Here is a 19,700-nt window from a genome sequence, read left to right as displayed (position 1 = left end):
GTCAGTCAGCCTCCTGAGAGCCGGTAAAAGGATTGACGCCAGTGGCCGCAATCGCCGCCCACGCTGTGGCGCCCAAGTGAGGCAGGTGGTAATAGAAGAAATCATTGGTGACCGAGTCCGGGCCTATCGCCAGCCCGGTACTGATGCGCGATGCCGGTGTTGCAAACAGCCAACCGTTGCCGGCCTGCTGGGCCAGCAACACGCTCCACAGCGGCTGTGCCTTGTCGCTGAGTCCAGTCAATCGCGCCACGGCAGCGGCCTGCGCGGTGCCTTCGGTCCACAAGCCATCGGGGTCGCGGTTGAAGCCGTAACCTTCGCCGGCACGGTGGGCGTGATCGATGAACGCGAAGACTCGCCGCCAGTCCTTGGGTGGATCATGCAGGGCGATCAAGGGCCAAATTTGCGCGTCGAGTCCTGACCGCACGCGATCCGATGTCTGGCCATCCGCACCGGTACCGATCAGGAAACGTCCTTCTCCTGCGTCCCACTGACTCGACACAAACTGTCGGGCAATCTGCGCCTGCTTTGCCGAATCGAGATCCGGCGCCACCGCATCGAGCGCCGACCACGCAGCGGCCAGGTCGACGTTGTGCTCGGTGGATTTCCAGCGCTGCTGAATCTGTTTGGAAAAGTACCCGTAATAGCCCCCGCCGAAACCGGCCGGCGCTTGCCCGTCGTAGGTGCTTTGCTGCGACCAGTGCAGGACTTTTCGCGCGGCCTCAAGGTAAGCCGCCTCGCCGCTTTGTCGAAACGCTTCCAGCAACGCCAATGCGGCCCAGGCCTGATTGCCAGTGGCACTGCTGACTTGATAGGCGTCCTGATTCCAGGCGTTGCGCTCGGTGCTCCAATACCCTGGCAGCTTCATCGACGGCGCACCCACGGGGCCGGCAGCATAAGCATTGCGCAAACGCCCGTCCTGATATTCCGGGTCATGCAACGTGGCGAACGCCAATGCGTCGGCGATCCTGCGCGCCGACTCGGGCTTGCCACAGGCAAACAAGGCAATGCTGGCCAGCGCGTTGTCATACGTGAAGGCGACACCGCGCAGCGCCAGGATCGGTGCAGGATGATCATCCAGCGGCGGGTAACTGGCCACCAGCACCGGACCTGCCGGCAGCGACGTGACGGCCTGATCCAGCGCCGCACAGGTCATCGCTGCCAGTTGTGGTCTCGCTTGTGCTGCCATGGCGGATACCCCATTGGCGATCAGCACCACGCCCAACACCCCGCGCAGAAGCCTGTTCATGGTCGCGACACCTCGGCACTGGCCCACAACCCCGGATTGCAAGTCATGGCCCGCTGGCTGTCCGTGAGGTCCGCAGCAAACGTTCCGACCACGTACACCGAGTTCTGCTCGGCATACGGGAACGGCACGCTGTAGGTGTTGGCGCGAATGTCTGAAGCGCTGGACAGCAACTGCACCACACTGGCCTTGAGCGGTTGATCCAGGCCACGAATTTTCACCGTCAACACGCTGTCACGGTCGATCTTGCTGGCCATGCGTTCGGGGAACACCGCAATCACATAGCTTTGCGCGCAATCGGTCGCGCGCAGCAAGGTCGACCCTGCTTGCACCAGCGTGCCCTGAGGCGCCAGCAACTCCTGAACGGTACCGGGCGAATAGGCCACAACGTCGTAGCCGGCCATCAACTTGACCCGGTTCTGCTCGGTTTCGATCAGTTGGTTGAGGTTGTCGAGCTCCTGTTGATACGTCGCCCGGTTGCGCGCCTGGTTCTCCAGGCTGAGTTTGAGCGTGGTCATCTGCGCGCTGAGATCGAACATGCGCAGTTGATCGGGATCGAGGTAAACCTGTTTGTTCGCAGCACTAACGTCGCCATCAGTGATCCGCAACTGCGAACGCACCGACTCTGCCGCACCTTGCAACGACGCCAACTGGGCTTTCGACGAAGCGACGACCGCACCACTGACGGCCCCTTGGACGAACAATTCGAGATTGCGCTCGACGGTTTCCTGCGCATCCATCAACCGCGCGCTGGCGGCACTGTTCTCGGCTTTCAGGGCTTTCTGGGTGAAGAGTTGGCGGGTATGAAACGCGGCCTGGTATTGATCGCTGGTTTTCTCCAGTTCCTCGTAATACCGCAGATCGTGTTCGGCCTGGCTGGCCGACGAGGACAACTGTTGCTCCAGGGTCAGACGCCGGGTTTGCAGGGTCAGCAAGGTTTCCTGGTTCGCTCGCGGATTTTCCACCACGGCGATTTTCTGGCCCTGACTGAAAGTCGCGCCGGGTTTGACTTCCAAAGAACTCACCACACCATCAATCGGTGTAGTCAGCAGAATCACCGGCGCATTCAAAATCGCCCGGGTCGCGGAGGCTGATACCAGTGGCATCAACAACGTCGACAAGAGCAACCAGACAATAAACCCTAGGACACCCAAACCCACCAGGCGTGGCAACAGTGACAATAGCTTCGAGCGTTCTTCTGCCATGTTTGACTCTCCCGATAGACCAACCGCATAACAGTCCGGCAATAGCAGGCCGTGACCGCGAGATACTTTGGCAGGGTGAGCAAACAATATTTATTCCGTGCACGACAACTAAGTCGACGCAGTTTTACTGGATTTTATAGTGATGTGAGCAGGAATGAGATTCCTGTCTTTTTGGAGAGTTTCTGTAAAGCGCAGTAGTAGCAGGACTAACGAAGCCCGTGGCAGAGCGGGCGTCGTCATTGGCGACACTAGTTTCAGTGCGTTGAGGTGTCAAGCGTTGCGGCTGTACAATTAAATGACGTCAAATATGTACCACCCTCCATATTGGATCCACTCAAACCTTCCACATTGAAATCGTCGACAAACGCCTATTTTTATTGGGAGTTTTTATTTTTAATAATTAAATGAACTTTGTATCGAGTTTTAGATAATTATTAATTTTTAGTTATACATACTAAAAAGATATAAGTAATTGAAGTTGTTCATTGCCTGAAAGAATGCCTTTGCGGGCAAGCCTCGCGCCTGCGGAAGGCGCATGTTCCGACAACACCCCTAAGCCCGACAAAGCGCACAAACAAAAACGCCCCGACCAAAGTCGGGGCGTTTTCATTTACCGCTAATGCTTAGCGCGGGAATGCTGGCGGGTTTACACCGGCCATGTCTTCCATCACGCGAACCACCTGGCAGCTGTAACCGAACTCGTTGTCGTACCAAACGTACAGAACAACGCGGTTGTCTTGGGTGATGGTCGCTTCAGCGTCCACAACGCCTGCGTGGCGCGAGCCCACGAAGTCGGTGGAAACCACTTCCTGCGAATTGACGTAGTCGATTTGCTTGTGCAGATCGGAGTGCAGCGCCATGTAGCGCAGGTACTCGTTCATCTCTTCACGGGTAGCGGCTTTCTCAAGGTTCAGGTTGAGAATGGCCATCGACACGTTTGGCGTCGGAACGCGGATCGCGTTACCGGTCAGCTTGCCAGCCAGCTCAGGCAGCGCCTTGGCAGCAGCTGTGGCAGCACCTGTCTCGGTGATAACCATGTTCAGCGCGGCGCTACGACCACGGCGATCGCCTTTGTGGAAGTTGTCGATCAGGTTCTGGTCGTTGGTGTACGAGTGAACCGTTTCAACGTGACCGTTGATGATGCCGAACTTGTCATTCACCGCTTTGAGCACCGGCACGATGGCGTTGGTGGTGCAGGAAGCGGCGGAAATGATCTTGTCGTCAGCGGTAATTTCAGCGTGGTTGATACCGTGAACGATGTTCTTCAGCTTGCCTTTGCCAGGCGCGGTCAGAACAACGCGGTCGATACCCGGGCAGGCCAGGTGCTGGCCCAGGCCGTCGGCGTCACGCCAAACACCGGTGTTGTCCACCAGCAGCGCGTCTTTGATGCCGTACTGGGTGTAGTCAACTTCGGTCGGGTTTTTCGCGTAGATAACCTGGATCAGGTTGCCGTTGGCGGTGATGGTGTTGTTTTCTTCGTCGATGGTGATAGTGCCGTTGAACGAACCATGTACCGAGTCGCGGCGCAGCAGGCTGGCACGCTTGGTCAGGTCGTTTTCGGCACCCTTGCGGACGACGATGGCGCGCAGACGCAGGCCGTCGCCACCACCGGTTTTTTCGATCAGGATGCGCGCCAGCAGACGGCCGATACGACCGAAGCCGTACAGGACAACGTCGGTGCCTTTGCGGGCGGAAGCGTTTTGCTGGCCAACCACGTCAGCCATTTCTTCACGGACGAACTGCTCAGCAGTGCGGCCATTGCCTTCGACGCGGAATTTGTACGCCAACTTGCCCAAGTCGACCGAAGCCGCGCCGAGCTTGAGCTCGCTCATGGCTTTCAGCAGAGGGAATGTTTCGTGGACGGAGAGTTCGCTATCGTCGGAAGAGCGATGGCGAGCAAAGCGGTGAGCTTTGAGAATCGCGATGACAGACTGGTTGATCAGGCTGCGGCCATAGATCGAGCTCACCACGTTGTTATTGCGGTAGAGCTGACCGATAAGCGGAATCATCGCTTCTGCGAGTGCTTCACGGTCGATCCATTCACCAAGACACTGGTCGGGCTTCTGAGTCACGGGAACCTTCCACATGTAGGGGCAGAAAAAAGGGGCTACATTATGCCGCCGAGTGAGTCGCGTAGCAATGCGCGCTTGTCGTGCAATCGGTAACAAATTCCCGTTCAAAAAAATTACGCCCTGCCCAAGCCCAATAAAACCGGGGCTTTCAGCGCAGTCAATTTTTTGGAGGTAACGCTACCTTGTCCGTAACCCTCCGTAACACCCGTTCGTTTTACCACTACATATTCGGTAATTTTCAGTAAAAAACAGGCGTTTTTTGTCTTTACCACTACATTTCGCCAAACCTGCGTAATAGACACAGTCTGCAACTGACAGGCGGCACCCGAGGCCGCTACAATTACCGACTTTGTCGCAACGCTTGGAGCTCAACCTTCCGTGCCCGTTCTGCGTCTACCGATTCTCCCTGCCGCGGCAGGTAAACAGCATTGGGGCAATCTGCCCGGTGCCGCCCTGAGCCTGGCCATCGCCGAGGCTGCCAGCGCTGCCAAGCGCTTTACCCTGCTGCTGACCGCCGACAGCCAAAGCGCCGAACGGCTGGAACAGGAGCTGAGTTTCTTCGCCCCGGATTTGCCTGTACTGCATTTCCCCGACTGGGAAACCCTGCCCTACGACCTGTTCTCACCGCACCAGGACATCATTTCCCAGCGTATCGCCAGCCTGTATCGGCTGCCGGAACTGGTGCACGGCGTGCTGGTGGTGCCGATCACCACGGCCCTGCACCGTTTGGCACCGACCAAGTTTTTGCTCGGCAGCAGCCTGGTGCTGGATGTCGGCCAGAAGCTTGACGTCGAACAAATGCGTAGCCGGCTCGAAGCCACCGGTTATCGCTACGTCGATACCGTGTACGAGCATGGCGAATTCACGGTACGCGGTTCGCTGATCGACCTGTTCCCGATGGGCAGCAAGCTGCCGTATCGCATCGACCTGTTCGACGACGAAATCGAAACCCTGCGCACCTTCGACCCGGAGAACCAGCGCTCCATCGACAAGGTCGACTCGGTCAAGCTGCTGCCGGCCAAGGAGTTCCCGCTACAGAAAGAAGCCGTGACTCGGTTCAAGGCCCGCTTTCGCGAACGTTTCGACGTGGACTTCCGTCGCTGCCCGATCTTTCAGGACTTGAGCAGCGGGATCACGCCAGCCGGTATCGAGTATTACCTGCCGCTGTTCTTCGAAGAAACCTCGACACTGTTCGATTACTTGCCCCAGGACACCCAAGTGTTTTCCCTGCCGGGCATCGAACAGGCTGCGGAAAATTTCTGGAACGACGTGCGCAATCGCTACGAAGAACGCCGCGTCGATCCATCCCGTCCCCTATTACCACCCGCCGAATTGTTCCTGCCGGTGGAAGATTGCTTCGCACGCCTGAAGAACTGGCCGCGCGTCGTTGCCAGCCAACAGGACATGGAAACCGGCAGTGGTCGCGAACGCTTCCCTGCGCGCGAACTTCCTAACCTGGCCATCGAAGCCAAGGCCACCCAGCCACTGTCCGCGCTGGCGGCTTTCCTCGACGAGTTCCCCGGTCGCGTGCTGTTTACCGCCGAGTCCGCAGGCCGTCGGGAAGTGCTGCTGGAACTGCTTGAACGCTTGAAGCTGCGACCAAAAACTGTCGACAGCTGGCCGGACTTTGTCAGCGGCAAAGATCGCTTGGCGATCACCATCGCGCCGCTGGACGAAGGTTTGCTGCTGGACGATCCAGCCTTGGCGTTGGTTGCCGAGAGCCCGCTGTTCGGTCAGCGCGTGATGCAGCGCCGTCGCCGTGAAAAACGCGCCGACGCCAACAACGATGCCGTGATCAAGAACCTCACCGAGCTGCGCGAAGGCGCGCCGGTGGTGCACATTGACCACGGCGTCGGCCGTTATCTCGGCCTGACAATCCTGGAAATCGACAACCAGGCCGCTGAATTCCTGACCCTCGAATACGCTGAAAACGCCAAACTCTACGTGCCGGTGGCCAACCTGCATCTGATCGCCCGCTACACCGGCAGCGATGATGCCTTGGCCCCGCTGCATCGCCTCGGCTCCGAGACCTGGCAGAAAGCCAAACGCAAAGCGGCCGAGCAGGTGCGCGACGTCGCCGCCGAATTGCTCGACATCTACGCCCGCCGCGCCGCCCGCGAAGGCTATGCCTTCGCCGACCCGAAAGCCGATTACGCGACCTTCAGCGCGGGTTTCCCGTTCGAAGAAACACCCGACCAGCAAACCACCATCGAAGCCGTGCGCGAAGACATGCTCGCACCCAAGCCGATGGATCGCCTGGTGTGCGGCGACGTTGGTTTCGGTAAGACCGAAGTGGCGATGCGCGCCGCCTTCATCGCGGTACACGGCGGTCGTCAGGTCGCGATTCTGGTGCCGACCACTCTGCTCGCCCAGCAGCACTACAACAGCTTCCGCGACCGTTTCGCCGATTGGCCAGTGACCGTAGAAGTGATGAGCCGTTTCAAATCGGCCAAGGAAGTGAACGCAGCGGTTGCGGATCTGGCGGAAGGCAAGATCGACATCGTCATCGGCACCCACAAACTGCTGTCCGACGATGTAAAAATCAAAAACCTAGGGCTGGTGATCATCGACGAAGAACACCGTTTCGGTGTCCGCCAGAAAGAACAGCTCAAGGCCCTGCGCAGTGAAGTCGACATCCTGACCCTGACCGCCACGCCGATTCCGCGCACGCTGAACATGGCGGTGTCGGGCATGCGCGACTTGTCGATCATCGCCACGCCACCGGCCCGTCGCCTGTCGGTTCGGACCTTCGTCATGGAGCAGAACAAGAGCACGGTCAAAGAAGCCCTGCTCCGCGAGCTGCTGCGCGGCGGCCAGGTTTACTACCTGCATAACGACGTGAAGACCATCGAGAAATGCGCCGCCGACCTCGCCGAACTGGTGCCAGAGGCACGAATCGGCATTGGCCATGGGCAGATGCGCGAACGTGATCTCGAACAGGTAATGAGCGATTTCTACCACAAGCGCTTCAACGTGCTGATCGCCTCGACCATCATCGAGACCGGCATCGACGTGCCGAGCGCCAACACCATCATCATCGAGCGCGCCGACAAGTTCGGCCTGGCGCAGTTGCACCAGTTGCGCGGTCGCGTCGGGCGCAGTCACCACCAGGCCTACGCCTACCTGCTGACACCGCCGCGCCAGCAAATCACGGCAGATGCGGAAAAGCGTCTGGAAGCGATCGCCAACACCCAGGACCTCGGCGCGGGCTTCGTGCTTGCCACCAACGACCTGGAAATCCGTGGCGCCGGCGAGCTGCTCGGCGACGGTCAAAGCGGGCAGATCCAGGCCGTCGGTTTTACGCTGTACATGGAAATGCTCGAACGCGCGGTGAAGTCGATCCGCAAGGGCGAACAGCCGAACCTCGATCAACCGTTGGGCGGTGGTCCGGAAGTCAACTTGCGAGTCCCTGCGTTGATTCCCGAGGACTATCTGCCAGATGTACACGCCCGCTTGATTCTCTACAAACGCATCGCCTCGGCCACCGATGAGGAAGGCTTGAAGGATTTGCAGGTGGAGATGATCGACCGTTTCGGCCTGTTGCCGGAACCGACCAAGAACCTGATGCGCATCACCGCCCTGAAATTGCAGGCCGAATTGCTGGGCATCAAGAAAGTCGACGGCGGTCCGCAAGGTGGTCGAATTGAGTTCGCGGCGCAGACACCGGTCGACCCGCTGACCCTGATCAAACTGATCCAGAGCCAGCCCAAACGCTACAAATTCGAAGGCGCGACGATGTTTAAATTCCAGGTACCGATGGAACGCCCGGAAGAGCGCTTTAATACTGTAGAGGCGCTGTTCGAGCGCCTCATCCCGAAAACTGCTTGAAGGACGCCGCATGCGCCTGTTTCGCTCACTGACCTTGCTGTTAACTCTGGTCGCACCGACGGCGTTTGCCGATGACCTGTATCAGGTCGAAATGATTTTGGTCCGGCAAAATGCCGTTCCCGCAATTGTCAGCCGCGCGGCTCCGGAAGACTGGGCTGCCGGTGCTCAGCGCCTCAATCCCGACAGCCTGCGTACGCCAAGCCTCAATGGCGAAGTGGAAAAACTTACCGCCAGCAACGACTACACAGTGCTGCTGCACAAGGCCTGGCAACAAAACCTCAGCGAGGAAGCCACCAAAGTCGCCATCAGCGAGGGCAAGGAACAATTCGGTCAATTCCCGATCGAGGGCACGCTGAACCTGAAATTGGGTCGTTTCACCGACGTCGATGCGGACTTCTGGGTCAACCAGATCAACTCCGATGGCCTGGTCACGGCCAGTGAACGCTTGAAAACAGACAGCCACACCAAAAACGGACAGCTGAACTTCCTCGACGCCGGCCACCTCGGCATGCTGATCAAGATCACCTCGCTGACCGCCCCTGCGCCTCGGCCAGTCCCCGATGAAATTCCGGACTGATTGACGTCCTTATGTCCGCGACCCTGAGCAAACCCCTGGCACCTTCCTGGGTCAGCCGATTCAAGGAACAGAGTCTGGAGCGTGGCCGCCGCTACGCGCTGGAGAACCGCGTCAGGATTGTCGAGGCCGGGGACGCTACGATCGTTGCTGCCTGCGAAGGCTCTGGCGGTAACGTTTACCGTCAGACCATTCGCCTGCGCGAGTCAGCCAAAGGCACCTTGCTGATGGTCGACGCCACGTGCTCGTGCCCCGTCCACAGCAACTGCAAACATTGCGCAGCCGTTTTGCTGCAGGTGCAGGAAACTCTCGACTATCCTGCAGCGGCCAAAGATGCCGAACTCCTGGAAAAACTCCAGGCCGTACTGGAAAACCGCAACCCGAAAGCACTGCCGCAAGTACTGGTGGATAACGTGCAACCGGTGCCGCGCCTGTGGCTGGCGAGTATCGAATTCAGCGCGTTCGAACCGCGAAACGGGCGGATGCAACGCTACATACAGCATCGTGCGGCGCTGTCTTTCAGCTACCTGGATGAGTACGTTTCCGGGCAGAAAAATTCCGACATCCTGATTCGCCAGGAAACTCAGACGTTACGGATAAAACGCCATCCCGATGTGGAACAATCCTACCGGGAACAGTTGCGAATCCTCGGTTTCAAAGTCGCCACCCGGCAAAGCAAGGCCCTGCCGGAAAGCGCTGGCGAACTGTTCGAGATGATCAATGACAGCGCCTGGCTGACGTTCACCCTCAATGAACTGCCGAAGCTGCGCACCCAAGGCTGGGAGTTGCAGATCAACGAAGACTTCGGCTTCGACCTGACCGCCGTGGACGATTGGTACGCCACAGTGGAGCAGGCACCCGAGCGCGACTGGTTTGACCTGGAACTGGGGATCATCGTCAACGGCGAGCGGCTGAGCCTGCTGCCGATCCTGTTGAACCTGATGCGCTCCCACACCGAAATCCTCAACCCGGAACGCCTCGCCCGACGCCGCGACGACGAGTTGATCCTGGTCAACATCCCCAATCGACCGAACTCCGAATATGGCCCCCTGCAAGTCGCCCTGCCCTTCGGCCGCTTGAAACCGGTACTGGCAACGCTCGGTGAGTTTTACCTGCAAGAGCCTGGCGAAACCACCTTACGCCTGAGCAAGGCGGATGCCACGCGCCTGAATCCGCTGGAAGACCTGCCACTGCTGTGGGAAGGCGGCGAGCAAATCCGCACCTTTGCCCAACGACTGCGGGACATCAAGGACTACACGGCCACCGCGCCAGAAGGCTTGAACGCAACACTGCGACCGTATCAGCTGGAGGGCCTGAGCTGGATGCAGTCACTGCGGCAACTGGAAGTCGGAGGAATCCTCGCGGACGACATGGGCCTGGGTAAAACCCTACAAACCCTGGCGCACGTTCTTACCGAAAAAAACGCCGGACGCCTCGACCGACCGTGCATGGTGGTCATGCCCACGAGCCTCATTCCGAACTGGCTCGACGAAGCGGCGCACTTTACGCCCCAACTCAAAGTGCTGGCACTGTACGGCGCCAGTCGCAAAAAACATTTCGAGAACCTGGCCGATTACGACCTGATCCTGACCACCTACGCGTTGCTGCCTAAAGATGTCGAACGCCTGGCTGCACAACCGTTGCACATACTGGTGCTGGATGAAGCGCAGTACATCAAGAATCCAAACAGCAAGGCCGCTCAGGCAGCCCGCGAACTGAATGCTCGCCAGCGCCTGTGCCTGAGCGGCACGCCACTGGAAAACCACTTGGGCGAGCTGTGGTCGCTGTTTCATTTCCTGCTGCCGGGCTGGCTTGGCGATGTGAAGAGTTTCAACCGTGATTACCGGGTGCCGATTGAAAAGCGCACCAGCGAAGTAAGACTTCAGCACCTCAATGGTCGGATCAAACCCTTCCTGCTGCGCCGCACCAAGGAACAGGTGGCCACCGAGTTGCCGCCGAAAACCGAAATCATTCATTGGGTCGAGCTCAACGAAGCCCAGCGCGATGTGTACGAAACCATGCGTCTGGCCATGGACAAGAAAGTCCGCGACGAAATCACCCGCAAGGGCGTGGCGCGTAGCCAGATCATCATCCTTGAGGCGCTGCTGAAATTGCGTCAGGTGTGCTGCGATCTACGTCTGGTCAATGATGCTGCCCTTCCGGCTCGGGGCAGCACATCGGGCAAGCTCGACAGCCTGATGGAAATGCTCGAAGAACTGTTTGAGGAAGGACGGCGGATTCTGCTGTTTTCGCAGTTCACTTCAATGCTGTCGCTGATCGAAGACGAATTGAAAAAACGCGGCGTGACTTACGCACTGCTGACGGGACAGACCCGCGACCGGCGTACGCCGGTGAAGGAATTCCAGAGCGGCAAGCGTCAGATCTTTCTGATCAGCCTGAAGGCGGGCGGCGTAGGTCTCAATCTGACAGAGGCGGACACGGTGATTCATTACGACCCCTGGTGGAACCCGGCGACGGAAAATCAGGCAACCGACCGTGCGTACCGTATCGGTCAGGAGAAGCCCGTGTTCGTTTATAAATTGATTGCGCGCGGCACGGTGGAAGAGAAGATTCAGCATCTGCAAAAGGAAAAATCCGACCTTGCGGCTGGCGTGCTGGACGGGCGTCAGACTGGGGACTGGAAGCTGCAGAACGATGATATTGAAGCGTTGTTTGCGCCTTTGCCGGATAAGCTCGAAAAGCGCTGAGACCTTCGGCGCCTGTCAAATCGCATCGCGGGCAAACCCGCTCCCACAGGGTAAACATCAAACTGTGGGAGCGTGTCTTGCCCGCGATAGAGTCAACTCGGTGTAATGACTGACTACCCCCTCAATACCCGCGCCAACGTCGACTTAACCTTACCCATCCCGTCATGCAACGCCTGCTCAATCTCAGCCATGGTAATCACCGCTGTCGATTTGCCTGCCGCCGGATTCACCACCAGTGCCAGGCAGGCGTAATCCAGTTCCAGCTCACGAGCCAGGGCTGCTTCCGGCATGCCGGTCATGCCGACGATGTCGCAACCGTCACGCTCCAATCGAGCGATCTCGGCTACGGTTTCCAGCCGCGGGCCTTGAGTGCAGGCATACACGCCATGGCTGCTGTAACCAACACCTTCAGCCGCCAGCGCCGCGATCAACTGCTGACGCAACGGTTCACTGTAGGGATAGCTGAAATCGATGTGCGTGACCTGTTCAAGGTCATCAGCAAAGTAGGTGTGCTCGCGACCGCTGGTGTAGTCGATCAACTGATGCGGCACGCAGAAATGCCCAGTGCCCATCGCCGCATGAATCCCACCCACGGCATTGACCGCAAGAATCGCCTCTGCTCCGGCCTGCTTCAACGCCCAGAGGTTCGCGCGATAGTTCACCTGATGCGGCGGGAAACGGTGCGGGTGGCCGTGACGGGCGAGGAACAGCACTTCCTTGCCGGCGTACTCACCGATCTGCACTTCAGCAGAAGGCGCGCCGTATGGGGTGTCGACCGCCAATGATTGACGAATGCTCAGGCCTTCGAGTTGAGTCAGGCCGGTACCACCGATAATCGCGTAAACCGTCATAACAAACAGTCCTTAATCAATCAATTGAGCTTCTTTAAGCGCGCCGACAGCTGCCAGCCAGCGCGGGGCCTGACGGTATTCGGTGTTCACGAACGACTGACCGCGCATCCGCGCGATGCGCGCCGACGGTTTGACCTTAAGACGTTGCGCGGCGCTCAGGGCCAGTTCGGCGGCTGCGCGATCGTTGCATACCAACCCCATGTCGCAACCAGCGGTGAGCGCCGCTTCAATGCGACTGGCGGCATCGCCCACCACGTGGGCACCGGCCATGGACAGGTCGTCGCTGAAGATCACGCCGTCAAATTGCAGTTCGCCGCGCAAGATGTCCTGCAACCAGCGACGGGAAAAGCCGGCAGGCTGGGAATCGACTTGTGGATAAATGACATGGGCCGGCATCACCGCGGCGAGCTGTTTGCTCAGTTTGGCGAACGGCACCAGGTCGCTGGCCCGAATCTCGTCAAGGCTGCGTTCATCATTCGGAATCGCAACATGAGAATCCGCCTCTGCCCAACCGTGGCCAGGGAAATGCTTGCCCGTAGCCGCCATGCCGGCGCAGTTCATGCCGCGAATGAATGCACCGGCCAACAGCGCTGCACGCTCGGGGTCGCCCTCGAAGGAACGGGTGCCGACCACTGCGCTGCGCTGGTAGTCGAGGTCCAGTACCGGGGCGAAACTGAGGTCCAGGCCAACAGCCAATACTTCGGTGGCCATGATCCAGCCACATTGCTCAGCCAGGTATTCAGCATTTGGATTATCAGCAATGGCGCGCATCGCCGGTAGCCGCACGAAGCCCTGACGCAAACGCTGGACCCGACCGCCTTCCTGATCCACCGCCAACAGCAAATCAGGACGAATGGCGCGAATCGCGGCGCTTAACTCGCGGACCTGGCGTGGATGTTCGATGTTGCGGGCGAAAATGATCAAGCCGCCCACTTCAGGTTGACGCAACAATTGGCGATCTTCAGCCGTCAGCCAGGTACCGGCGACGTCCACCATCAACGAGCCTTGCAGGCCAGCAGTCATAGAGATTCCTTGATAACGATAAACCCGGCTCGCACACGTTCGCCGCCATGGGCAGTGCCTGGCAGGTCGGCGATAGAAACAGGGAGCGGGTTCAGAACGAGAGTCGGCATGGGCGGCTAGCTTAGCGGATGTCAGCTGCCGCGCCCACCCGTGTGCGGTTAAACCTTGGCGGCAACCGCTGTCGATTTGCTACGCGGACGCAATTGCGCGCTGGCCATGGCGGTGTCAGTGACGCCGGTTTCTGCACGCATACCGGCTGCCAAGAACGGCACCATCAGACGCATGACTTGCTCGATCGAAGTGTTCACCCCGAAGTCGGTTTCGGCAATTGCGCGCAATGCCTTGATACCGGACATGCTGAACGCAGCCGCACCCAGCATGAAGTGCACGCGCCAGAACAGTTCGATCGGTGGAATACGCGGCGCGGCTTCGTTGACCAGCATCATGTAGCGGCGGAACACCTTGCCGTACATGTCTTCCAGGTAACGACGCAAATGGCCCTGGCTCTGACTGAAAGCCAGGCCCAGCAAACGCATGAAAATAGACAGATCATTGCCACTGCGCGGTTGCACCACCAGGGCTTGCTCGACGAGGATTTCCAGCAATTCTTCGAGCGTCGGCTTGTTCTCAGGCTTGGCCTGGCGTCGCTCCAGCTCTTTATCGAGGCTGATACAGAACGGCCCGAGAAAACGCGAGAAGACAGCCTGGATCAGCGCCTTTTTCGAACCGAAGTGATAGTTCACCGCCGCCAGATTGACCCCGGCCTTGCTGGTGATCAAGCGCAATGAGGTTTCAGCGAAACCTTTTTCCGCGAACAACTGCTCGGCAGCATCAAGAATGCGTTCAACGGTTTCCGACTGGGCCATGGCTACTCCGCCTGACAAACACTTGTTTGAAACATACGTTTCAGGTTGTGTATTGTCAAGTCTGGCAGTTCGTTTTGGGAATGGTCGGTCAGCCATTTAACCATACAACCGGAAAGCTTCAATCAGCGGACTGTTCGACCGTCCGGCGGCGGGCAAAAAAAGGGGCATTGCCAAGACCGTTTCACTGTATATAATCCCAGTCACTGTATAAAAAGACAGAGCGATCAATATGCTAAAGCTGACGCCACGCCAAGCAGAGATTCTGGCCTTCATCAAACGCTGCCTAGAAGACAACGGCTACCCGCCGACCCGCGCGGAAATCGCTCAGGAACTGGGTTTCAAATCGCCCAACGCGGCAGAAGAACACCTCAAGGCGCTCGCCCGCAAAGGCGCGATCGAAATGACACCGGGCGCTTCCCGCGGAATTCGCATCCCCGGTTTCGAAGCGAAACCCGACGACTCCACCCTGCCGATCATTGGCCGTGTCGCCGCGGGTGCCCCAATCCTCGCTCAACAACACGTTGAGGAGTCCTGCAATATCAATCCATCGTTCTTCCATCCTCGCGCCGACTATCTGCTGCGGGTCCATGGTATGAGCATGAAGGACGTAGGTATTTTCGACGGCGACCTGCTGGCAGTCCACACCACCCGCGAGGCCCGCAACGGCCAGATTGTGGTCGCACGGATCGGTGACGAAGTGACCGTCAAGCGCTTCAAGCGTGACGGCAGCAAAGTCTGGCTGATTGCCGAGAACCCTGAGTTCGCCCCTATCGAAGTGAACCTTAAAGATCAGGACCTGGTGATCGAAGGCTTGAGTGTCGGCGTTATTCGCCGCTAAAGGAGGCTTTATGCAGTTCCCACACACATCACAGCAAGCCCAACTGTCGCTGTTCGAGGCGTTCATGGCGCAGCCCTTGGCGCCGATCCTGAAGGAAGTGGTCGAGTCGCCCTGGAGCGCCGAACCCGAGGTCTTCAGTGAGTTGTCACTGCGTGGTGCGGCCGGGAACTGCCTGAACCTTCTAGCCCCCATTCTGAGGGAACTCAGCGACGATCAGGATGCGCGCTGGCTGACACTGATCGCCCCACCCGCCAGCGTGACCCAGGCCTGGTTGCGGGACGCCGGCCTTAACCGCGAACGCATTTTGCTATTGCAACCGCGTGGCACCCAGAGCGCTCAACAACTGACTTGCGAGGCCCTTCGTCTAGGCCGCAGCCACACGGTAGTCAGCTGGCTTAACCCGCTGAGTACAAATTCGCGACAACAGCTAATCAGCGCCGCCCGTACTGGGGACGCTCAAAGCCTGAACATTCGACTGGGTTAACTGATAAACATGGCGCGCCTCGAACGGCGCTGGGCCTCTCCAAGAACAGAGAAGCCGATCTGAATCGATAGCCGAAAAAAGCGACGGGCGGGATCAATGAAGAACCCGCGACCCCTCTTCTTTGTCGAGTTCGCCTTCAACCAGGCGTCCAGCCATCTGCACACCGACACTCAACATCGCCTTGGCAACCTCGACATGCTGGCCTTGCAAGAACGCTTTGGCGTCCTCGGAGAAATTCAAAGTAACCAGAGAACCCTCGTCCTCAGCCCTGCGCAGCTCGATACGGCCGTCTGGTAACTCGACAATTTCTAGAAAGGACGTTGGCATAAAGGTCTGTTCTCCACGAAAGGCGGGGATTATATAGGCATCGGCCAGGCTTCGCTCGGGATCTTGACCAGATGTCATCGCGAAGAAATATCTATTTGCACTCTTCCATGAGCGGATTGCTCTGAAAGCCATCCGTCATTCCGCTCAATCCTTCAGCACTCATTCAGGCCTTCGCGAAAACGGAGCGCCAGGCTTTTGAGGTTCTGCCGCCAGCTCTCTAGCTCTTCCCGGCTCAACTCCTCAGGCACCTCTTCTTCATCCAGGTTAACCGCCTGAATCAACGGCTGCGTCACGTCACCCTTAGGCTTGCGTGGTGCCCGTGGCGGTTGAAACAGCGCCTTGTGGGCTGCCAATAGCTTGGCCAGCCAGGTTTCCGGGTTATTGGCCAGCTCAATCATCTCGGCCAACTCAGGAATGGCGATGCTTTCCAGCACTTCGCGAGTCAGTAACGACTCGGCCCGAGAGGCATTGGCCTGGGGTAAGCGATAGAAACCGGCGATTTCATGACACAAGCCCAGCAGCGCACCGTAAAGATGAAACAACGCCGATTCGCGACCAGCCTGAACCAGCGCCGGGGAGTTCATTGCCCGCCCGTCCTCGGCTTTACCGAGCGCTTCCAGCGACAGGCCGGCGAAATAGATCTTCTGATTGGTACGGGTATAGAGTTCGTGGGCCATAACGGCAGTCTCCACAACGAAATAATTGCTTCAAGCAGGTCAGACAGTGTCGTGGATCACCCAAGCTTACCGCAAGCATTGTCTAACCCCGAAACAGACATACACATGTCCCTCTGTAGGAGCGAGCTTGCTCGCGATGGACTACAGAGCGCCGCGTATATCCAAAAAAGTTTGCGTTATCGTTAGCGACCATCGCGAGCAAGCTCGCTCCTACAAGGGACGAAAAAACAAAAAGGCCGCATGAAAACCCGAGGGTTCTCATGCGGCCTTTTCAGTACAGCGCCAGTTAAGACTTAGCCGCAGGACGCTTGTCTTCAACCGTCCACTTACCGCCGTCGTAATACGCCTTCCAACCAGTCGGCTTACCGTCGACTTCGGTCTGTACGTATTGCTCTTTGGTCTTGCGGCTATAACGGATCACCGCAGGGAGGCCGTCCGGATCTTTCTTCGGCGCTTCGCAAAGGAAGTGATACTTCGGATCGATTTCATCCTTGTGCGGCACAATTTCCATAACCAGCGGAGCACGGGTCTCGCGGTTTTTCGGGAATTGGCTGGCAGCCAGGAACAGACCGGAAGCACCGTCGCGCAGGATGTAAGTGTCGTTGACCTTTTCGCATTTCAGCTCAGGCATCTTCACCGGATCCATCTTCGGCGGCGCCGCGTCACCACTCTTCAGCAGTTTGCGGGTGTTTTTGCAGGTCGGATTGGTGCAACCGAAAAACTTGCCGAAACGGCCAGTCTTGAGTTGCATCTCACTGCCGCACTTGTCGCACTCAAGGCTCGGACCTTCATAACCCTTGATGCGATAGGTGCCCTCTTCGATTTCATAGCCTGCGCAATCCGGGTTGTTACCGCAGATATGCAGCTTGCGCTTCTCATCGAGCAGGTAAGCGTCCATCGCCGTGCTGCAGATTGGGCAGCGATGCTTGCCACGCAGTACCAGCGATTCCGACTCACCCTCGTCGTCCGCAGCGATTTCATCGCCGGGCACCAGGTTGACGGTCGCCTTGCAGCGCTCTTTCGGTGGCAGGCTGTAGCCCGAGCAACCCAGGAACACGCCAGTCGACGCGGTACGAATCTGCATCGGACGGCCGCAAGTCGTGCACGGAATATCGGTCATCACCGGCTGGTTGGCACGCATGCCGTTTTCCGGGCTTTCGGCTACTTCGAGTTTCTTCTTGAAATCACCGTAGAACTCGTCGAGCACGTTTTTCCAATCGCGCTCGCCCTGGGCGACGTCATCAAGGTGCTCTTCCATGCCAGCGGTGAAACCGTAGTCCATCAGGTTCGAGAAGCTCTCGGCCAGACGCTCGGTGACGATGTCGCCCATCTTTTCCGAGTAGAAACGACGGTTATGCAGCGCCACGTAACCGCGATCCTGGATAGTCGAAATGATCGCGGCATAGGTCGAAGGACGACCAATGCCGCGTTTTTCCATTTCTTTAACCAGGCTGGCTTCCGAATAACGCGCCGGCGGCTTGGTGAAGTGTTGGGTCGGATCAAGCTTGATCAGCTTCATCGCATCGCCCTGCGCCATGTCCGGCAGTACATCGTCATCGCCTGGTTTGGCGATTTGCGGCATAACGCGGGTGTAGCCGTCGAACTTCAGGATACGGCCCTTGGCGCGCAGTTCAAAGTCGCCGGCACCCACAGTGACGGTAGTCGACAGGTATTGCGCCGGCAGCATCTGGCAAGCGAGGAACTGGCGCCAGATCAACTCGTAGAGGCGCTCAGCGTCGCGCTCCATGCCCGACAGCTTGCTTGGCTCGGTATTGGCATCGGACGGGCGAATCGCTTCGTGAGCCTCTTGTGCGCCTTCCTTGCTGCTGTAGACGTTCGGGGTTTCCGGCAAGTATTTCTTGCCGAATTCGCCTTCAATATAGGCACGCGCCATCGTGACGGCGTCAACCGAGAGGTTGGTCGAGTCAGTACGCATATAAGTGATGTAGCCGGCTTCGTACAAACGCTGGGCCATCATCATGGTTTTCTTCACGCCGAAGCCCAGGCGGTTACTCGCGGCCTGCTGCAGGGTGGACGTGATGAACGGTGCCGACGGCTTGCTGCTGGTCGGTTTGTCTTCGCGCTTGACGATGCTGTAGCTGGAAGCCTTGAGCTTCTCCAGCGCGGCCATGGCCTGGGCTTCGTTGAGCGGCTTGAAGGCTTCGCCTTTCTCGCGAGCGACGTCAAAACGTACGGTTGCGCCCTTGGCTGTACCGAGGTCGGCGTGAACTTCCCAGTACTCTTCAGGGATGAACGCACGGATTTCGCGCTCACGCTCAACCACCAACTTCACGGCAACCGACTGCACGCGACCGGCGGACAGGCCACGGGCAATCTTGGCCCACAGCAGCGGCGAAACCATGTAACCCACGACGCGATCGAGGAAACGGCGCGCCTGCTGAGCATTGACACGATCGATATCCAACTCGCCCGGCTTGGAGAAGGCTTCTTGAATTGCCTTCTTGGTAATTTCGTTGAACACCACGCGCTTGTAGCGGCTGTCGTCGCCACCGATGGCTTCGCGCAGGTGCCAGGCAATGGCTTCCCCCTCGCGATCCAAGTCGGTTGCGAGATAGATGGTGTCAGCATCCTTGGCGAGCCGGCGCAGCTCTTCGATGACCTTTTCCTTGCCTGGAAGGATCTCGTACTTGGCTTTCCAGCCATGATCGGGATCGACACCCATGCGAGCGACCAGCTGTTTGCGCGCTTTTTCTTTCGGCGACAAGGCCGGCACTTCACCCGCAGCAGCCTTGCCGCGCTTGGCGGCTGGCTCTTTGCTGGCGCTAGCCGAACCGCTGGTGGGCAGGTCTCGGATATGGCCGATACTCGACTTCACCACGTATTCGTTGCCCAAATACTTGTTGATGGTCTTGGCCTTAGCCGGGGATTCCACAATGACCAGCGATTTGCCCATGGATCAGAAAATTCCTGAATTCTAGAAGTGAAAGGCGGTTGGCGCCTGACGCGGCACCGCTATATATAGTGGCTACGAGGTGAGGTCAAG

General features: G+C 58.4%; 14 protein-coding genes. 5 read left to right on the top strand and 9 right to left on the bottom strand.

Annotated elements, in window-relative coordinates; all coding sequences use genetic code 11:
• Position 1 precedes the first annotated feature (1 nt).
• The 3 genes from KUF73_RS01035 to KUF73_RS01025 form a co-directional block, all read right to left on the bottom strand.
• The gene (locus KUF73_RS01035; RefSeq protein ID WP_218436192.1) at positions 2-1,246 is read right to left on the bottom strand and encodes a hypothetical protein; all 1,245 of its coding nucleotides are present in this window, start codon (positions 1,244-1,246) and stop codon (positions 2-4) included.
• Positions 1,243-2,448 (bottom strand): HlyD family secretion protein, encoded by a 1,206-nt coding sequence (locus KUF73_RS01030; RefSeq protein WP_218436191.1) that lies wholly within the window; start codon positions 2,446-2,448, stop codon positions 1,243-1,245. The genes KUF73_RS01035 and KUF73_RS01030 overlap by 4 nt, the downstream gene beginning before the upstream one ends.
• Positions 2,449-3,071: 623 nt before the next feature.
• A complete protein-coding gene (locus KUF73_RS01025) occupies positions 3,072-4,535 on the bottom strand; it encodes a glyceraldehyde-3-phosphate dehydrogenase (protein ID WP_218436190.1) in 1,464 nt (487 codons plus the stop codon).
• Between the two features lie 363 nt (positions 4,536-4,898).
• Here KUF73_RS01025 and mfd point away from each other — a divergent pair, with 363 nt between their 5' ends.
• From mfd to KUF73_RS01010, 3 genes are read left to right on the top strand one after another with little or no spacing between them, the layout of a single operon-like run.
• On the top strand, positions 4,899-8,348 hold the full coding sequence (mfd, locus tag KUF73_RS01020) for a transcription-repair coupling factor (protein ID WP_218436189.1): 3,450 nt from the start codon (positions 4,899-4,901) through the stop codon (positions 8,346-8,348).
• A 10-nt stretch (positions 8,349-8,358) separates the two neighbouring features.
• Positions 8,359-8,925 (top strand): CsiV family protein, encoded by a 567-nt coding sequence (locus tag KUF73_RS01015; RefSeq protein ID WP_218436188.1) that lies wholly within the window; start codon positions 8,359-8,361, stop codon positions 8,923-8,925.
• A gap of 11 nt (positions 8,926-8,936) precedes the next feature.
• Positions 8,937-11,630 (top strand): DEAD/DEAH box helicase, encoded by a 2,694-nt coding sequence (locus tag KUF73_RS01010; RefSeq protein WP_218436187.1) that lies wholly within the window; start codon positions 8,937-8,939, stop codon positions 11,628-11,630.
• Positions 11,631-11,743: 113 nt separating this feature from the next.
• Here KUF73_RS01010 and KUF73_RS01005 read toward each other — a convergent pair whose 3' ends face one another.
• The 3 genes from KUF73_RS01005 to psrA all read right to left on the bottom strand — a co-directional run bounded on the left by KUF73_RS01005 (position 11,744) and on the right by psrA (position 14,370).
• On the bottom strand, positions 11,744-12,481 hold the full coding sequence (locus KUF73_RS01005; protein WP_218436186.1) for an S-methyl-5'-thioinosine phosphorylase: 738 nt from the start codon (positions 12,479-12,481) through the stop codon (positions 11,744-11,746).
• 12 nt (positions 12,482-12,493) lie between these two features.
• Complete coding sequence (nagZ, locus tag KUF73_RS01000) at positions 12,494-13,492, bottom strand: beta-N-acetylhexosaminidase (protein WP_218436826.1); 999 nt, start codon at positions 13,490-13,492, stop codon at positions 12,494-12,496.
• A 170-nt stretch (positions 13,493-13,662) separates the two neighbouring features.
• Positions 13,663-14,370 carry a transcriptional regulator PsrA gene (gene psrA / locus KUF73_RS00995; RefSeq protein WP_218436185.1) on the bottom strand — a complete coding sequence of 236 codons (708 nt, stop codon included), beginning with the start codon at positions 14,368-14,370 and terminating at the stop codon, positions 13,663-13,665.
• A 229-nt stretch (positions 14,371-14,599) separates the two neighbouring features.
• Here psrA and lexA point away from each other — a divergent pair, with 229 nt between their 5' ends.
• Both lexA and sulA read left to right on the top strand, forming a co-directional pair.
• The gene (gene lexA, locus KUF73_RS00990; protein ID WP_218436184.1) at positions 14,600-15,208 is read left to right on the top strand and encodes a transcriptional repressor LexA; all 609 of its coding nucleotides are present in this window, start codon (positions 14,600-14,602) and stop codon (positions 15,206-15,208) included.
• A 10-nt stretch (positions 15,209-15,218) separates the two neighbouring features.
• Positions 15,219-15,692 (top strand): SOS-induced cell division inhibitor SulA, encoded by a 474-nt coding sequence (sulA, locus tag KUF73_RS00985; protein WP_218436183.1) that lies wholly within the window; start codon positions 15,219-15,221, stop codon positions 15,690-15,692.
• A gap of 93 nt (positions 15,693-15,785) precedes the next feature.
• Here sulA and KUF73_RS00980 read toward each other — a convergent pair whose 3' ends face one another.
• The 3 genes from KUF73_RS00980 to topA all read right to left on the bottom strand — a co-directional run bounded on the left by KUF73_RS00980 (position 15,786) and on the right by topA (position 19,610).
• Positions 15,786-16,019, bottom strand: a complete 234-nt coding sequence (locus KUF73_RS00980) for a hypothetical protein (RefSeq protein WP_218436825.1) — start codon at positions 16,017-16,019, stop codon at positions 15,786-15,788.
• A 152-nt stretch (positions 16,020-16,171) separates the two neighbouring features.
• Positions 16,172-16,696 carry a DUF6586 family protein gene (locus KUF73_RS00975; protein WP_218436182.1) on the bottom strand — a complete coding sequence of 175 codons (525 nt, stop codon included), beginning with the start codon at positions 16,694-16,696 and terminating at the stop codon, positions 16,172-16,174.
• A 286-nt stretch (positions 16,697-16,982) separates the two neighbouring features.
• A complete protein-coding gene (gene topA / locus KUF73_RS00970) occupies positions 16,983-19,610 on the bottom strand; it encodes a type I DNA topoisomerase (protein WP_218436181.1) in 2,628 nt (875 codons plus the stop codon).
• Between the last annotated feature and the right edge of the window lie 90 nt (positions 19,611-19,700).

The organism is Pseudomonas sp. PD9R (assembly GCF_019200975.1).
Classification (GTDB): Bacteria; Pseudomonadota; Gammaproteobacteria; order Pseudomonadales; family Pseudomonadaceae; genus Aquipseudomonas.
Note: the sequence above shows the minus strand (reverse complement) of the source record. Positions and strands in the feature narration are given on the sequence as shown.

What these genes read in the sequence shown, in the direction of transcription:
- lexA (WP_218436184.1), top strand. Translation starts at nt 14,600, where the DNA reads ATGCTAAAGCTGACGCCACGCCAAGCAGAGATTCTGGCCTTCATCAAA.
- psrA (WP_218436185.1), bottom strand. Translation starts at nt 14,370, where the DNA reads ATGGCCCAGTCGGAAACCGTTGAACGCATTCTTGATGCTGCCGAGCAG.
- KUF73_RS01035 (WP_218436192.1), bottom strand. Translation starts at nt 1,246, where the DNA reads ATGAACAGGCTTCTGCGCGGGGTGTTGGGCGTGGTGCTGATCGCCAAT.
- KUF73_RS00980 (WP_218436825.1), bottom strand. Translation starts at nt 16,019, where the DNA reads ATGCCAACGTCCTTTCTAGAAATTGTCGAGTTACCAGACGGCCGTATC.
- topA (WP_218436181.1), bottom strand. Translation starts at nt 19,610, where the DNA reads ATGGGCAAATCGCTGGTCATTGTGGAATCCCCGGCTAAGGCCAAGACC.
- KUF73_RS00975 (WP_218436182.1), bottom strand. Translation starts at nt 16,696, where the DNA reads ATGGCCCACGAACTCTATACCCGTACCAATCAGAAGATCTATTTCGCC.
- KUF73_RS01005 (WP_218436186.1), bottom strand. Translation starts at nt 12,481, where the DNA reads ATGACGGTTTACGCGATTATCGGTGGTACCGGCCTGACTCAACTCGAA.
- sulA (WP_218436183.1), top strand. Translation starts at nt 15,219, where the DNA reads ATGCAGTTCCCACACACATCACAGCAAGCCCAACTGTCGCTGTTCGAG.
- KUF73_RS01010 (WP_218436187.1), top strand. Translation starts at nt 8,937, where the DNA reads ATGTCCGCGACCCTGAGCAAACCCCTGGCACCTTCCTGGGTCAGCCGA.
- KUF73_RS01015 (WP_218436188.1), top strand. Translation starts at nt 8,359, where the DNA reads ATGCGCCTGTTTCGCTCACTGACCTTGCTGTTAACTCTGGTCGCACCG.
- KUF73_RS01030 (WP_218436191.1), bottom strand. Translation starts at nt 2,448, where the DNA reads ATGGCAGAAGAACGCTCGAAGCTATTGTCACTGTTGCCACGCCTGGTG.
- KUF73_RS01025 (WP_218436190.1), bottom strand. Translation starts at nt 4,535, where the DNA reads ATGTGGAAGGTTCCCGTGACTCAGAAGCCCGACCAGTGTCTTGGTGAA.